The 16,400-nt window shown below is 55.6% G+C and carries 8 protein-coding genes; 3 read left to right on the top strand and 5 right to left on the bottom strand.

Annotated elements, in window-relative coordinates; genetic code table 11:
- Positions 1 to 23 precede the first annotated feature (23 nt).
- Positions 24 to 1,004: a Shedu immune nuclease family protein gene (locus tag OGV50_RS17360; RefSeq protein ID WP_115614747.1), complete on the bottom strand. Its 981-nt coding sequence runs from the start codon at positions 1,002 to 1,004 to the stop codon at positions 24 to 26.
- 356 nt (positions 1,005 to 1,360) lie between these two features.
- Here OGV50_RS17360 and OGV50_RS17355 point away from each other — a divergent pair, with 356 nt between their 5' ends.
- Positions 1,361 to 2,278, top strand: coding sequence for a hypothetical protein (locus OGV50_RS17355; protein WP_286488659.1), 918 nt, complete (start codon positions 1,361 to 1,363; stop codon positions 2,276 to 2,278).
- Between the two features lie 302 nt (positions 2,279 to 2,580).
- On the opposite strand, the gene ybtS is transcribed toward OGV50_RS17355, so the two are convergent.
- From ybtS to ybtP, 4 genes are read right to left on the bottom strand one after another with little or no spacing between them, the layout of a single operon-like run.
- The gene (ybtS, locus tag OGV50_RS17350; protein ID WP_200090670.1) at positions 2,581 to 3,897 is read right to left on the bottom strand and encodes a yersiniabactin biosynthesis salicylate synthase Irp9/YbtS; all 1,317 of its coding nucleotides are present in this window, start codon (positions 3,895 to 3,897) and stop codon (positions 2,581 to 2,583) included.
- 27 nt (positions 3,898 to 3,924) lie between these two features.
- Complete coding sequence (gene ybtX / locus OGV50_RS17345) at positions 3,925 to 5,205, bottom strand: yersiniabactin-associated zinc MFS transporter YbtX (protein ID WP_014907272.1); 1,281 nt, start codon at positions 5,203 to 5,205, stop codon at positions 3,925 to 3,927.
- Positions 5,198 to 7,000: a yersiniabactin ABC transporter ATP-binding/permease protein YbtQ gene (gene ybtQ, locus OGV50_RS17340; RefSeq protein WP_014907271.1), complete on the bottom strand. Its 1,803-nt coding sequence runs from the start codon at positions 6,998 to 7,000 to the stop codon at positions 5,198 to 5,200. Before ybtQ ends, ybtX begins: the two co-directional genes overlap by 8 nt.
- Entirely contained in the window at positions 6,987 to 8,699 is a 1,713-nt protein-coding gene (gene ybtP / locus OGV50_RS17335; RefSeq protein WP_014907270.1) for a yersiniabactin ABC transporter ATP-binding/permease protein YbtP, read from the bottom strand. Before ybtP ends, ybtQ begins: the two co-directional genes overlap by 14 nt.
- Positions 8,700 to 9,080: 381 nt before the next feature.
- Between ybtP and ybtA the strand changes: the two genes are divergently transcribed.
- A complete protein-coding gene (gene ybtA, locus OGV50_RS17330) occupies positions 9,081 to 10,040 on the top strand; it encodes a yersiniabactin transcriptional regulator YbtA (protein ID WP_000140406.1) in 960 nt (319 codons plus the stop codon).
- 190 nt (positions 10,041 to 10,230) lie between these two features.
- Complete coding sequence (irp2, locus tag OGV50_RS17325) at positions 10,231 to 16,338, top strand: yersiniabactin non-ribosomal peptide synthetase HMWP2 (RefSeq protein WP_286488658.1); 6,108 nt, start codon at positions 10,231 to 10,233, stop codon at positions 16,336 to 16,338.
- Positions 16,339 to 16,400 lie beyond the last annotated feature (62 nt).

The following is a 16,400-nucleotide window of genomic DNA, read 5'->3' as shown; positions in this document are numbered from 1 at the left end:
TCGGCTAAAAACGATATTACATGTTATTTGATCATATCCAGAATGTCTTGAGCCTTTTGAAATAGCTCGTCATAAGTGACAATCTCAACGTTTGTCATACTATTTCTGAATAGCTCAAATGATTTGTATTGACTATTATTTTTAAGCTCCGACTCAAGTGTACCAATAACAATTAAGCATTTAGGATTGAATGCCGAAAATGAATCACCTCCGTTACCTTCACTTAGTTTGAAATATTCCTTCATTAATTGGTCTTTATAATTTAACACCTGAACAAACGCCCCAGATAGTTCTTCGCTAATTGAATAGGCATTAGTTCTATATCTTCTCCCCAGTAATATCGTCTTTGGGGTCTTTATTTCGACCAATACTATATTTCCAGTCAGCCTGCTTGCGTAGATAAAATCGACAAGATTACCACCCGAATTGTTTATCGATTTTCCACCAACATAGCATTTACTGCCTAACTGAAACATACTTTGTGGAAATATCTGTGATAATACAGCAGGACATTTTTGTAGAAGAGTTTGCCAGAATTCCTCGGATGCATTTTCACGATTTACTTTCCAGACACCTATTGCTTCCTCTAAAGAGATTTCGACCTGCTCATCCAGCTTGACCTCTGCTACACACTTAGAGGCAGACACTATTTCTGATATTTTATTTAAATGTTCTTTCCTGGCCTTTCTTAGCCACTCAGTCGAATATATTTCCGGCTGTCTGTCAATAATCGCATGATGATTCGGGCACAACAGAAGATAGTTTTCTATTTGAAATAGTTGGTCTGCATTTTTAGAAGGGTTGTGTCTTGGTCCGTGAGAGTGAATGGCTTCAATCGAAGCTATTTCACCAATAAATGATGAATCCTGAAGCATGAGGTTTTGATCACAACCTGGAAACGAGCATCGATAGCCGCTCAATATAGCTACCTGCCGCTTCACGCTAGCGGAGAGATAACGTCTTATCTTTCTCTCAAAGGTTACTTGTTCCGCCTCAAATTCCATTAGCACAACCTCAACTTTCGCAGTGTATTTTATTTATCCTGAGCACATCTTGCAGATGCGTACAGCATATTCGAGTATCTTTACCTGCATCATACGATTTTGTCAGTAGATTTCCACTCACCGTTTTTGAGTGAAGATTCTCCGCAACGAGCGACAACATCTGGTCGCCAGCCGCGCTCAGCCGCTGTCGACTCATCATTGCCCTTTGCACTAAACATAAATCTGCCCGAAATGAGTGTTCATGAACGGAAGCTTTGCTCATCATTGACCAATAGGAAAAAGTTGATCAACCAAGTAACACAGGTAAGATATATCTAATCCGAATCATTAAGAAGCACTATGCAAGTGAGGGTCCTATGGGGATTCCAGGAAATTATTACCTTAAGGGTTATATAGATGACTCCAGGCCAGGCCACATCGAGACGCTCTTTCAGGCAACATTCTCTGGCACAGAAGAAGTCGTTGCATCCTGCCCTCTTTTACCCGAAGAAGTTTTTCTCTTGGTCGAACGGCTTTACTGGACCTCGATTGATGGCGACACGATTTATAAAAACGATGACAGCGGTACTAAATTAATTCTAAAATATCCTTTTTCACGATTTTGGGATGTTATTACAAATAACTTTGCTATAGCACAATATTCTGAGCATTACGGGCTTTCTTTTCAGCTAAATTTGAGAGAGAAACTCAATCTCGATAACCTGCAATTCCCTCATTTCATCCGCATCACACTGCCGGGAAACTCGATTGGTGACGAACTTAACAAAATAAAAACACGCCCTCATCATGCTGGCATTGATCATTTCGAATGCCGCTCAGATATAATTTCTCATGCTACATATGTAGAAGGAATGTTGTACAAAATAATAATTAATAGTGGACTGTCAGTAACAGGGGCCATTGATGAAATGACATTTAATGAGAAAATAGTATTTTGCAGAAAGAACAAGCTACTCAAAATGAAACTTATTAATATAGTCTGGCTTTTGAAAAATTTAAGAAATGAGGCAGCCCATCAATTTTCCTTTGAAATTAATGACTCTTCAGAAAGTCATCTGGAAATAAAACCCGTCAGCGAAAAACTGTTAGTCGGGATAAAAGAGTTTGTTAAAACCTGCGAGAAGCGATATGGTTTGACAGCAGCTAAGATACATCGCTTTGATAATAGCTTTCGAATGCTTGCGGGAGAGCTAAATGAAGCAGCTAACCTTACCCAGGTCATTACTCTGGGAAAGCAGTTCCCGGTCGAACTATCTAGTTATTTTTACGGATAATGGAAACTACAAATTATCAACGCTAGCAGAGAATTCAGAACCGAGTATGAGTCAATCTAAGATATCCGGCCATCCCCGTTGATAATGGTTAGCGAACTCCCTTCAATGTTGGCATGGTTAAATGTTCGCTCAAGGGAATTGTGGTTTTCAGGGATCTGAGCTTTTGACCCATAACGTATCTTCGTGAAAGAGACACCTTTCACGAATAACAAAAATCCACGCTCTGGCGTGGATTTTTTCATAACGCTGCGCTTCACATTAATAACCAGCCGCTGACTGCCTGGACGGGCAATCTCACCCGACTACCCCTGCTCTGCCGCTATTAAATAGGGCGCAATGCTCGCTAATTTCTCCCGGGTTTCCGTCAGTTCGCGTTCCGGCGTAGATTGCGCGATGATCCCCGCCCCCGCCTGTATCCAGCTGCGCTGGCTGTCCTGAAATACGGAACGCAGGACTAGCGCCGCATCAAAGCGCGTATCGTCCAGCAGCAGGATTGCGCCGGAATAGAGCTCTCGCGGCGTCTTCTCAATTTGCATAATCGCGTTCAGGGCAGCGTTTTTAGGGATACCTGAGGCGGTAATCGACGGAAACAGCACGGTAAACGCATCCCAGGCATCCTTGTTTTCCGCAAGCTGACCGCTCACGCCGGACCCCAGATGCTGAACGCTGCCGCGCTGGCGAACCGACATTAAATCTTCAACCACCACGCTGCCCGGCAGGCAAACGGCCTCCAGTTCAGCAATCGCTTCTTTGACAGAAAGGATATGCTCAAGCACCTCTTTACTGTCGTGCAGCAGTTCTGCCTCTTTCGCCTTATTATGCTCCGGGTTTCCCATGCGATCGCGGGTGCCCGCAAGCGGTTCAGTGACCACTTTATTGCCCGTCACTGACATCACCAGTTCCGGGCTAAAGCCCAGCGCTTCGCGTCCTTCCTGACGGAACATAAACGAGCGCACAGGCGTGTTTGCCTGCCGCCCGTATAACAGCGTGGCGGGCATATCAATCCGCGATGGCAGGGGAATGGCGCGCGAGACAATCACTTTGACATACTCGCCACGGCGGATCTCCGCAACGGCGCGCGCAACCTGTTGTTTATACGCCTCACCATTGAGGGCGGTATCCACCGCCAGTGGTGCGTTCTGCGTCGTTGTACTGGCCTCTTTTACCCACTCGCACAAACGTCGGCACCCGTCGGCGGAGTCCGCATAAACGGTGACATTTCCCTTTTCAAAAATAAGTTCTTCACGGGGAACGGTTAACGTCAGCAGCGGCCACTCCCCGGCGTCAAAGGCAATCCCCCGCGCATGCGCCGCAAAGTTGAACCCAACCTGTCCATATACCCGACGTCCTTTCACCTGAGGATGCGCCATAAAACGACGCGCGCAGTCGGCAATGGAATCCACCGCCCATTTTTGCTCCCCGGCATCATCAATAAATGTCGCCTGCGTTCCATCGGCATTAATGTGCAACCGTGCCTGGCACCCTTTGCCTAAATACCAACAGGGTTGACGCTCATAGACATAACACTCTTCTTCTGCGAACTGGCGTAAAACGCCAGAAATCGTCGGCAGCCATTGTTCCTCTGGTAACGCCAGGTGTAAAAATTCACTGATTTTCATCCCTTACCTCTCTGTGTTATTCCCGGATCAATCAATTGCGCTTGTCATCAGTTCTCTTGCCGAATGCAGCCGGATATAAGCAACCCACGCCGCCAGCAACGTGAATGCCCCGGCAAACAGGAAGCAGGCCGCATAGCCAAAATGTTGAGCAACAACGCCGCCGATAACGCCTGCCAGAATGGCGATTGCCGCGTCAGTACATTGAAAGAGGGTGAAGTCGACACCGGCCTGCAAAGGCGATGAAAGCGACATCAGCGTGGCGTAAAGACAGACCAGCGCGCAGGCCAGCGAAATGGACTGGACAATGACCAGACACTGGAGAATCGGCAGCAGCAGATGACCCGGCGCCATCATGAGCGTCATCACCACCGCCAGCAGCGCGATCCCCTGGACGCCATAAGCCGTCAACAGCGCTCTGCCGGGTGAGGTGTATTTCATCAGCAATCCGCCGGCCAGCGTTCCTGCTATGCCCGCTGCAATATTGCCGCCGCTGAACAGCGCGCCCAACGCGGACATGCTTAACCCATGATCCAACAACAGCGGCGCCAGAAGAGGCAGCACAAACCGCATGCCTGAATTCAGCATCAATACCAGCAGTAAGCCCAGGCGCGCCTGCTTCCTCCTTAGCGCATAACCTAACGCCGGAACATGCGGGATAGTCGCTGTTCGCGTCGGCTCCGTAATGCGCCACAGCGGGAATGACAGCGCCATAATCAGCACCGCCATCATCAGCATGGCGACAGGCCAGCCGGATGCTGCCGACAGCATCAGGAACACCCCGCCGCCGCACATCATTCCCAGATAGCTACCGCCGACCTGCACGCTGTTTCCCCAGCCGTAACCCGCGCGGGTCAGTTGATCGACGCAAAAGCCGTCGCTGGCGATATCAATGGTGGAGGCGACCGTGCCTGCCACCATAAACAGAACAAATAACGCGACGATTTGCGTATCGGGGAATCCCCCTTCTCGCCCAAACCAGCCAATCGCTGCGGCAATCATCAGTATCGCCGCTAACGCGACCTGACCACGCAGGATTAACATGCGGGAACGGCGTTCCTGGCTACCGGGCGGAAGCCGCCAGCGCTCGATCCACGGCGCCCAAATAAACTTCAGCGCCCAGGGCAGCATGAACAGGGTTGTCGCACCGGCAAGCGCCAGCGAGCCGCCAGCAGCGCGCACCAGCGCGGGTAAGGACTGCATAGACAACGCCGATACCAGGCTCTGCGTCACATAGACGCCGGCAATAGCAAAAATCACCCGCCCGGTCGTCAACGTCAGCGGTTTCACATTCGACTGAACATCACTCATGCACCCACTCTCCAGACGCGGAAACCCCGTCGTCGCGCCACACGCGCGCGGCCATTTGCGCCTGCCACAGCGCCTGATAACGTCCATGATGAGAGAGCAATTGCGCATGGGTACCCTGCTCAACCACCTGTCCCTCTTCCATCACCAGAATGTTTCCGGCCCCGGCGATGGTGGATAAACGGTGGGCGATGATAATCACCGTCCGGTTGCGAACCAGGTTATCGATCGCTTTTTGCACCGCCAGCTCGCTTTCAATATCCAGCGCGGCGGTCGGTTCATCGAGAATGACGACCGGCGCGTTTTTCAATAACGCTCTGGCAATGGAAATCCGCTGGCGCTCGCCGCCCGATAGCTGGCCACCCATCTCTCCCATTGGCGTCAGCCAGCCTTGCGGAAGGCGGGAAATAAACTCAAGGCACTGCGCAGCGCGGGCGGCCTCTTCCACCTCCTGTCGCGTCGCCTGTGGGCGCGCGATACGGATATTCGCCAGCAGCGTGTCATCAAACAGCCAGACATCCTGGAAAACAACAGAAATCAGGCTATTGAGCTGTTCCGGCGTCAGGCGGCGAATATCGACGCCGCCAATAGAAATCTGCCCTTGCTGCGGATCGGCATAGCGCATTAACAGTTTAGTGACCGTGGTTTTGCCTGCGCCGGAGGCACCCACCAGCGCGCTCATACTGGCCGCCGGGAACGTCAAAGAAACATGATTAAGCGCGTGGCCGTCGCCTTCTTCGTAGCGATAGCTGACGTTGTCAAAGCGGATATCATAACGTTCCGGCATCTCGCTTTGCTCTGCGACGGGAAGCGGTGCTACCGCCATAAACTGCTCAATCCGTTGCAGGGCGCTGGCGATCAGTTCCACAACCGAGGTGTAGCTGATAAACATCGCCATCGGTTCTGCGAAGCGCATAATCATCGCGACGGCGGCAATCAGAAAGGCGAGGTTCAGAGTGCCCGTCACCACCCAGACGATCCCGGATAACACCACCACCTGTAGGCCCAACTCCACGACGCTGGCGATCAGCATCGTCGCGCCAGCGCCCTGACGGTGAGTGCGGGTTTGTAAGTTTTCCAGCGCATTGAAATGCGCCAGCAGCGCCCGGCTTTTATCGGCATCGCTGCCGCAGGTGCGCAATACCATCATCCCCTGAGCAAATTCAACGATATCGCCGCTCAGCCGATGGTGCGCTTCCCCCAGCGTCTGCATCTGTCGCCGCATCGCCGGGCGGCGCCAGTAATAAAACGGCACCAGCAGAGGGAAGATCAGCAACATCACCAGCCCCAGCCGCCAGTCTATCCACAATGTCGCCAGCGACGCCGTTAGCGGCGTGACAATGGTGAGCAGCAAAATATTGGCTATCGCGATAACATAATTGAGGTTTTCATCCACGCTGCCCAGCAGCAAGGCGTTCATCTCGCCCGCCCTGCCGCGCTGGAGCTTCTCCAGCGGCACGCGGCGTAACTGCTCGCCAAGTCGCAGGCGCAACTCATGGGTGGCCTGCGCCAGATGACCACGGTATTCAAAGCCCAGGCCATACCAGCGTAGCGCCAGCGTCACAATCGCGGCAACGCTGAAGGCCACAGCCCAGTTGAGAAGTTGCGGCGCGTCTCCCCGTAACAGCGCATCAATGATCGGATAAAGACAGGCAAAGGCGATCCCCTGCATGAATGCCGCCAGCAACAGCGCCAGCATACTGCGCCTCAGCATCCTGGCCTGACTGCCAACGCTGGAGATAAGCTGGCGCCAGATGACGCGCCAGGCCAGGTTATCCGCAGGATTATTGTCTTTCATTTTCCACCACCTCTTCCTGTGTTCCACCCGGCACCCAATGCTGCGCCTGCTGATAGTGTTGCCAGAGCCGTTGATACAGGCCACCCTGCGCCAACAGTTGCGTATGGTTCCCTATTTCCCTGAGCTGTCCGTCGGAAAACAGCAATATCACATCGGCCTGAGTCACCATTGAAAGACGATGCGCGACCATGATGACCGTCCGGCCGCGCATGGCCGCCGCGAGTGCCTTGATAAGCGCCGCTTCGTTTTCCGGGTCAGCAAACGCCGTCGCCTCATCAAGCACCAGGATGGGGCGATCCTGCAAAATCGCCCTGGCGATAGTGATGCGCTGCCGCTGGCCGCCGGAGAGAAATACCCCACGTTCCCCGACTCGCGTGTTGTAACCTTCTGGCAGCGCGCTAATAAAATCATGGGCCTGCGCCACTCTGGCCGCCGCTATTACCGCCTCCAGCGGCGTATCCGGCGCGCCCAGACGAATGTTATTGGCTATCGTGTCGGCAAAAAGGAAGTTGTCCTGAAACACAAACGAGAGTTGCTTCATCAGGGTGTCCGTCTGCATATCGCGCAGATCCACGCCGCCAATACGGATATGGCCTTTGTCCGGGTCGGCGTAACGCAGCAGCAAGCGCGCCACGGTGCTTTTTCCGGCGCCACTTGGCCCGACCAGCGCCACAATTTGCCCGGCAGGCACATGAAAGCTCACCTCCTGCAAAGCGGCGCCAGTACGCGCTTGCGGATAATGAAAGCTCACCTGCTCAAAGGTAATGCTCGCCTCTTGCGGCTGCTGGTCGGACAGCGGCAGCGATAACTCCGGCATCGCAAGAACCTGATAAATACGCTGAATGCTTAAACGCGTTTGCGCGACCAGGTTATTGAGCATCATCATTGGCATTACGGCTTCGGCCATTCCGCTGCCCAGCAGTAAAACGGCCACCCACGCGATAAAATCGAGACTGCCATAGTGCAACAGGCCGTATCCCGACCAGATCAGGACAAACAGGGTCGGGAGAGGGTTCAGAATCGAGAAGGAAAAACGCGCTGAAAAACCGGCTTTGCGATACCAGGTTTTGAGCACATCGACCCACTCTTCAAGGGCGCGTTGATAGCGCAAAAAACTGGTGCTGCCGCTATCAAACGTTCTCACCACGGGCATGGCCTGCACGAACTCAATAACCGCCGCACTGACCTGCTCGCGCGCCTTATGATAACGCTGAGCCATATCTTCCGAACACTGGCGGGCGAGCACGAGAACAACCGATCCAAACGCCAGTACCCCCAGCGTCGCGATTGCCAGCCGCCAGTCCAGCCAGAACAAGATAACGATTGTCGCCAGCGGCATGATGATCGCGCGGGCATAGAGCGGCGTGCTGTCGGCCACAAAAATATGTAACGACTTCACGTCATCCAGCATCACTTTCGCTACTGACCCGCTGCCCATTTGCTGTAACACGCCAGGCGGAAGCTGCAATGCTTTACGGGCTAACCTGCTGCGCAGAATGTTCTCCAGATGAAAAGCCGCGTAATGAGAGGTGTTGAACGCCTGCAAGCGCAGAACAAAAGTTAAGACCACGCAGCCGATCACGCCGCCCAGCGGCCAGGCCGGAATAGCGTCAGGCGTCGCGCGAATGTCACGCAGGCTCCACGCCAGAAAAAGGAGCGCCCCCAGGTTGGTTAATGCCGCCAGCCCCGCCAGCGCCATAGCTAAAATAACCTTCCTGCGAACCGGTGTAATCACCTGCCAGAGAGGAAATCGGGACAGCGATTCAGTATTGGATGATTGAGATGACATGGGAGTAACTGAATTTCCTGATGAATTTTTACGGACGCCAAAAACGACAATTCAGGGTGGCGTTCTGAGAATTAATGTGAATAATAACCATTATCAATAACTCATCTACCCCATTCGGTTCTATTTATACCCTAAATAGTTCGAGTTGCAGGAAGGCGGCAAGCGAGGGAAGCCCCAGGAGCTTACAGAAGTAAGTGACTGGGGTGAGTGAGCGTAGCCAACGCACATGCAACTTGAAATATGACGGGTATATGCCCGCATTGGTCTAAGCCACAGGGAGATAACCAGGTCATGACGGAGTCACCGCAAACGCAATCTGAAATCTCTATTCACCAGTTGGTGGTCGGGAAACCTGCAAACGATGGCAATATTCCTGCTCAGTGTGAACTGCTGCGCTGTTCGTTGCAGGAAGGTATGGATATTTTGCTCTGGAGGGGCCATTTTGCGCGGCCTGAGACGTTGCAGCTACACGACGATCTGGGCAGGATTAACTTCTCGTGCATCCTGGAAGGCACATCTCGCTTTGCGATTCAGGGACTCAGGCGCCACACCGACTGGGAGCTTGCGCGCAATCGCCATTACATTACCCATACGCCAGACTGCCGTGGCAGCGCCTCCTATTGTGGCCGATTCGAGAGCATTACCCTCTCCTTCAGCCCTGAAACCCTCGCGCTGTGGGTGCCGGATATTAGCGCGGTCATTAAGAATAAGATCGACTCCCACTGCTGTTGCCAGCAGCAGCGTTGTAATGCTGAAACCCACTTAACGGCTCAGGCCTTGCGTCACGCGCTGATGCGCATGCACGGCGGCTTCAGCCATGAACAAAAGCCGTCAACGCTATGGTTGCAGGGGCAAAGTCTGGTCATGCTCAGTCTGGTGCTGGATGAACATCGCGAAGACGCCAGTTGCCTCTCCTGCCACTTCAACCCGATGGAACGCCAGAAACTGCTGCGGGCGAAGGATCTGCTGCTGGCTGATCTGACGCAAGCGCCGGGCGTCGCGGAGCTGGCCAGAGAGTCCGGTCTGAGCGTTCTCAAAATTAAGCGAGGCTTCCGCGTTCTGTTCAACAACAGCGTCTATGGCCTGTTTCAGGCTGAACGAATGCAGGAAGCCAGAAGACGCCTGGCTAACGGCAATACCTCCGTCATGACGGTGGCAGCCGATCTGGGCTATGCCAACGCCAGCCATTTCTCTGCCGCCTTCCAGAAACAGTTTGGCGTAACCCCTTCGACCTTTAAACGCGTGATGTAACCGGGGTCGCGCCCCCCTAAATTCCTCCCTGACAGAGGCCCGGATACCCCATCCGGGCCTCTGTTCTTTCCGCCTGTTACCAACCCGAAACGGGCATAAATAAACCCGTTTCGGGTAGCATCCAATTGTTAATAATTATTATTCTCATATGAGCAATGCTTTTCGGTAAGACGTGCCATCAGGAGGAAGAATGATTTCTGGCGCACCATCTCAGGATTCGCTGTTACCGGACAACCGCCACGCGGCTGATTACCAACAATTACGCGAGCGGCTTATACAGGAACTGAATTTAACGCCGCAGCAGTTACATGACGAAAGCAACCTGATCCAGGCCGGCCTGGATTCAATAAGATTGATGAGATGGTTACACTGGTTTCGTAAAAATGGCTACCGCCTTACCCTTCGCGAGCTGTATGCCGCCCCCACGCTGGCGGCATGGAACCAGTTAATGCTCATCCGGTCGCCGGAGAACGCGGAAGAAGAAACGCCGCCCGACGAATCATCCTGGCCGAACATGACCGAAAGTACCCCCTTCCCATTGACGCCGGTACAGCACGCCTACCTGACGGGCCGCATGCCGGGGCAGACGCTTGGCGGCGTGGGTTGCCACCTGTATCAGGAGTTTGAAGGCCATTGTCTGACAGCATCGCAGCTGGAGCAGGCCATCACGACCTTGCTGCAACGCCACCCAATGCTGCATATCGCCTTTCGCCCCGACGGGCAGCAGGTCTGGCTACCGCAACCTTACTGGAACGGCGTCACCGTTCATGATTTACGCCATAACGACGCTGAAAGCCGCCAGGCCTATCTGGACGCACTGCGCCAGCGCCTGAGCCACCGTCTTTTACGCGTGGAAATCGGCGAAACGTTTGATTTTCAGCTGACGCTCTTGCCGGACAATCGCCACCGCCTCCATGTCAATATTGACCTGCTGATTATGGATGCCTCCAGCTTTACGCTTTTCTTCGATGAGCTTAACGCCCTGCTGGCCGGAGAATCGCTGTCGGCTATCGACACCCGCTATGATTTCCGCTCGTATTTGCTGCACCAGCAGAAGATCAATCAACCACTGAGAGACGACGCACGCGCTTACTGGCTGGCGAAAGCATCGACGCTTCCCCCCGCGCCCGTCTTGCCGCTGGTCTGCGAACCCGCCACGCTACGTGAAGTCCGTAATACCCGACGCCGCATGATTGTCCCGGCAACACGCTGGCACGCCTTTAGCAACCGGGCCGGCGAGTATGGCGTGACGCCGACAATGGCGCTGGCGACCTGTTTTTCTGCCGTGCTGGCTCGCTGGGGCGGCCTGACGCGTCTGCTGCTTAACATCACCTTATTCGACCGCCAGCCGCTGCACCCGGCGGTTGGCGCGATGCTTGCCGACTTCACCAATATTCTTCTGCTGGATACCGCCTGCGACGGCGATACCGTCAGCAATCTGGCGCGTAAAAACCAGCTCACGTTTACGGAGGACTGGGAGCATCGCCACTGGTCCGGCGTCGAGCTACTCCGTGAACTCAAACGCCAGCAGCGCTACCCCCACGGCGCCCCGGTGGTATTTACCAGCAATCTGGGGCGTTCCCTCTACAGCAGCCGCGCAGAATCGCCGTTGGGCGAGCCGGAATGGGGCATCTCGCAAACGCCGCAGGTCTGGATAGATCATCTGGCGTTCGAGCATCACGGCGAGGTCTGGCTGCAATGGGACAGCAACGACGCGCTGTTCCCTCCGGCGTTAGTCGAAACATTGTTCGACGCCTACTGCCAGCTAATTAACCAACTCTGCGATGACGAAAGCGCCTGGCAAAAGCCGTTCGCAGATATGATGCCCGCCAGCCAGCGCGCGATACGCGAACGGGTCAACGCCACCAGCGCCCCCATTCCCGAAGGCTTGCTGCATGAAGGCATTTTCCGTATCGCTCTGCAACAGCCGCAGGCGCTGGCGGTAACGGACATGCGTTATCAGTGGAATTATCATGAGCTGACAGACTATGCCCGCCGTTGTGCAGGCAGGTTAATCGAGTGCGGGGTTCAGCCCGGCGATAATGTGGCTATCACGATGTCGAAAGGCGCAGGACAACTTGTTGCAGTTCTGGCCGTCCTGCTGACCGGGGCGGTTTACGTTCCGGTTTCGCTGGATCAGCCTGCCGCACGGCGCGAGAAAATCTACGCTGACGCCAGCGTCCGGCTGGTGCTCATTTGTCAGCACGACGCCAGCGCCGGGTCAGACGATATTCCCGTCCTTGCCTGGCAGCAGGCCATTGAGGCGGAGCCGATCGCCAACCCGGTAGTACGCGCCCCCACGCAACCGGCCTACATTATCTACACCTCCGGCTCTACCGGTACGCCGAAAGGGGTAGTCATTTCTCACCGGGGAGCGCTTAACACCTGTTGCGATATCAATACCCGCTATCAGGTTGGCCCGCATGACAGGGTGCTGGCCCTCTCCGCCCTGCATTTTGATTTATCGGTTTACGACATTTTTGGCGTACTGCGCGCGGGCGGCGCGCTGGTGATGGTGATGGAAAATCAACGGCGCGATCCTCACGCATGGTGTGAGCTGATCCAGCGCCATCAGGTCACGCTCTGGAACAGCGTCCCGGCGCTGTTCGATATGCTGCTGACCTGGTGTGAAGGTTTCGCCGACGCCACGCCGGAAAACCTGCGCGCAGTGATGCTTTCCGGCGACTGGATCGGGCTTGACCTCCCCGCCCGTTATCGGGCCTTCCGGCCACAAGGACAATTTATCGCGATGGGCGGCGCCACCGAGGCGTCTATCTGGTCTAACGCCTGCGAAATTCACGACGTCCCCGCCCACTGGCGTTCCATCCCTTACGGTTTTCCGCTAACCAACCAACGCTACCGGGTGGTGGATGAACGGGGCCGGGACTGCCCTGACTGGGTGCCGGGCGAATTATGGATTGGCGGCATCGGGGTCGCGGAAGGCTATTTCAACGATCCCCTGCGCAGCGAGCAGCAATTTTTGACGCTCCCGGACGAGCGCTGGTATCGCACCGGCGATCTCGGCTGCTACTGGCCAGATGGCACAATCGAGTTCCTCGGTCGTCGCGACAAGCAGGTCAAAGTCGGAGGATATCGCATCGAGCTGGGCGAAATCGAAAGCGCGCTCAGCCAGCTGGCGGGGGTGAAACAAGCAACCGTTCTGGCGATCGGCGAAAAAGAAAAAACGCTGGCGGCATACGTTGTTCCTCAGGGCGAGGCTTTTTGCGTTACCGATCATCGGAACCCGGCACTGCCGCAGGCGTGGCACACGCTTGCGGGAACGTTGCCCTGTTGCGCCATCTCGCCAGAGATCTCCGCAGAACAGGTAGCCGATTTCCTTCAGCATCGCCTGTTAAAACTAAAGCCGGGTCACACCGCTGGCGCCGATCCTCTCCCCCTGATGAACTCACTCGCTATCCAGCCGCGCTGGCAGGCCGTGGTGGAACGCTGGTTAGCATTTCTGGTGACGCAACGGCGACTGAAGCCCGCTGCTGAAGGTTATCAGGTCTGCGCTGGTGAAGAACGCGAGGATGAGCACCCGCACTTCAGCGGACATGATTTAACGTTATCGCAAATTCTTCGCGGCGCCCGTGACGAACTGTCGTTACTGAACGACGCGCAGTGGTCGCCGGAAAGCCTGGCCTTCAACCATCCGGCCAGCGCCCCGTATATTCAGGAACTGGCGACAATTTGCCAACAGCTTGCACAGCGCTTACAGCGCCCGGTACGCCTGCTTGAGGTGGGAACCCGCACCGGCCGCGCCGCAGAATCGCTGTTGGCACAGCTCAACGCCGGACAGATTGAGTATGTCGGGCTTGAGCAGAGCCAGGAGATGCTGCTGAGCGCCCGGCAGAGGCTTGCCCCCTGGCCTGGCGCTCATCTGTCCCCCTGGAATGCAGACACGCTGGCGGCGCACGCTCACTCGGCGGACATTATCTGGCTTAATAACGCCCTGCATCGTCTGCTGCCGGAAGATCCCGGGCTCCTTGCGACATTACAACAGCTTGCCGTTCCCGGCGCGCTGCTCTACGTGATGGAGTTTCGCCAGTTAACGCCGTCCGCCTTGCTCAGCACGCTTCTGTTAACCGATGGGCAGCCGGAGGCCTTGCTGCATAACAGCGCCGACTGGGCGGCATTATTTAGCGCAGCCGCCTTCAACTGTCAGCATGGCGATGAGGTCGCGGGGTTACAACGCTTCCTCGTACAATGCCCTGACAGGCAGGTGCGCCGCGATCCCCGTCAACTTCAGGCCGCCCTCGCCGGGCGCCTGCCGGGGTGGATGGTGCCGCAACGGATCGTCTTCCTCGACGCCTTACCGCTGACGGCTAACGGGAAGATTGACTATCAGGCGCTGAAGCGTCGTCATACCCCTGAAGCGGAAAACCCGGCCGAAGCGGATTTACCCCAGGGCGACATTGAAAAACAGGTTGCCGCCCTCTGGCAGCAACTCTTATCGACTGGCAATGTCACCAGAGAAACCGACTTCTTCCAGCAAGGCGGCGATAGCCTGCTGGCGACCCGTCTGACCGGGCAACTTCATCAGGCAGGTTATGAAGCGCAATTAAGCGACCTGTTTAATCATCCCCGGCTGGCGGATTTTGCCGCCACGCTGCGTAAAATCGACGTCCCGGTCGAACAACCATTCGTCCACTCCCCTGAAGATCGCTACCAGCCCTTTGCGCTTACCGACGTGCAGCAGGCTTACCTGGTGGGACGTCAGCCAGGCTTTGCCCTGGGCGGCGTCGGCTCACATTTCTTTGTTGAATTTGAAATTACCGATCTGGATCTCACCCGGCTGGAGACGGTCTGGAACCGATTAATCGCCCGCCACGATATGCTGCGCGCCGTCGTGCGTGATGGACAGCAACAGGTGCTCGAACAGACGCCCCCCTGGGTGATACCCGCACACACCCTCCATACGCCTGAAGAGGCGTTGCGGGTACGCGAAAAACTGGCGCATCAGGTACTCAACCCCGAAGTGTGGCCGGTATTCGATCTCCAGGTCGGATACGTGGACGGGATGCCCGCCCGCCTGTGGCTGTGTCTGGATAACCTGTTGCTTGACGGTCTGAGCATGCAGATCCTGCTGGCGGAGCTGGAGCACGGCTACCGCTACCCGCAACAGCTGCTTCCGCCGCTGCCCGTCACCTTCAGGGATTATCTGCAACAACCCTCGCTACAGTCGCCCAATCCAGATTCTCTGGCATGGTGGCAGGCGCAGCTTGATGATATTCCTCCGGCGCCTGCGTTGCCGCTGCGCTGCTTGCCTCAGGAGGTTGAAACACCGCGCTTCGCCCGCCTGAACGGCGCGCTGGACAGCACGCGCTGGCATCGGCTGAAAAAACGGGCGGCTGACGCCCATCTCACCCCGTCGGCCGTGCTGTTGTCGGTGTGGTCAACGGTTCTCTCTGCATGGAGTGCGCAGCCTGAGTTCACGCTTAACCTTACGCTTTTCGACAGGCGACCGCTGCACCCGCAAATCAACCAGATTCTGGGCGATTTCACCTCGCTGATGCTGCTGAGCTGGCATCCCGGCGAAAGCTGGCTGCACAGCGCGCAGTCACTACAGCAGCGGCTGAGCCAGAACCTCAACCACCGCGATGTGTCGGCCATCCGCGTGATGCGTCAACTGGCGCAACGGCAAAACGTGCCTGCCGTTCCGATGCCCGTCGTCTTTACCAGCGCGCTGGGCTTTGAGCAGGATAACTTCCTCGCCCGGCGTAATCTGCTCAAACCGGTCTGGGGCATCTCCCAGACGCCGCAGGTCTGGCTCGATCACCAGGTTTATGAATCCGAAGGCGAACTGCGCTTTAACTGGGATTTTGTCGCCGCGCTGTTTCCTGCCGGGCAGGTGGAGCGCCAGTTTGAACAGTATTGCGCATTGCTAAACCGAATGGCCGAGGATGAAAGCGGCTGGCAACTGCCGCTCGCCGCGCTGGTGCCTCCCGTTAAACACGCAGGGCAATGCGCAGAGCGCCCACCGCGCGTATGCCCTGAGCACTCTCAGCCACACATTTCGGCGGACGAGAGCACCGTCAGCCTGATTTGCGACGCCTTCCGCGAGGTGGTTGGCGAGTCTGTCACACCCGCAGAAAACTTCTTTGAGGCGGGCGCAACGTCGCTGAATCTGGTGCAACTGCACGTTTTGTTACAACGTCACGAATTTTCCACCCTGACGTTGCTTGACCTCTTCACCCACCCTTCTCCTGCCGCCCTGGCCGATTATCTGGCCGGCGTCGCCACGGTGGAGAAAACAAAACGTCCTCGCCCTGTTCGCCGTCGTCAGCGGCGGATATAGCGCGAAGCAAACTGATTTTCCCCGGAACGCCATCGCGGACGCCTGGCGTTCCATTGACTTTG

This window comes from Citrobacter sp. CK180, from assembly GCF_030333655.1.
In the GTDB taxonomy this organism is placed as follows: Bacteria; Pseudomonadota; Gammaproteobacteria; order Enterobacterales; family Enterobacteriaceae; genus Citrobacter_B; species Citrobacter_B koseri.
The sequence above is the reverse complement of the archived record's forward strand: the minus strand, read 5'-3'. Positions and strand labels throughout refer to the sequence as shown.

Bases quoted from the DNA above. Each gene is read 5' to 3' on its own strand.
- ybtA (WP_000140406.1), top strand. From the start codon at position 9,081: ATGACGGAGTCACCGCAAACGCAATCTGAAATCTCTATTCACCAGTTG.
- ybtP (WP_014907270.1), bottom strand. From the start codon at position 8,699: ATGGCGCTGGCGGGGCTGGCGGCATTAACCAACCTGGGGGCGCTCCTT.
- OGV50_RS17360 (WP_115614747.1), bottom strand. From the start codon at position 1,004: ATGGAATTTGAGGCGGAACAAGTAACCTTTGAGAGAAAGATAAGACGT.
- ybtQ (WP_014907271.1), bottom strand. From the start codon at position 7,000: ATGAAAGACAATAATCCTGCGGATAACCTGGCCTGGCGCGTCATCTGG.
- ybtX (WP_014907272.1), bottom strand. From the start codon at position 5,205: ATGAGTGATGTTCAGTCGAATGTGAAACCGCTGACGTTGACGACCGGG.
- ybtS (WP_200090670.1), bottom strand. From the start codon at position 3,897: ATGAAAATCAGTGAATTTTTACACCTGGCGTTACCAGAGGAACAATGG.
- OGV50_RS17355 (WP_286488659.1), top strand. From the start codon at position 1,361: ATGGGGATTCCAGGAAATTATTACCTTAAGGGTTATATAGATGACTCC.
- irp2 (WP_286488658.1), top strand. From the start codon at position 10,231: ATGATTTCTGGCGCACCATCTCAGGATTCGCTGTTACCGGACAACCGC.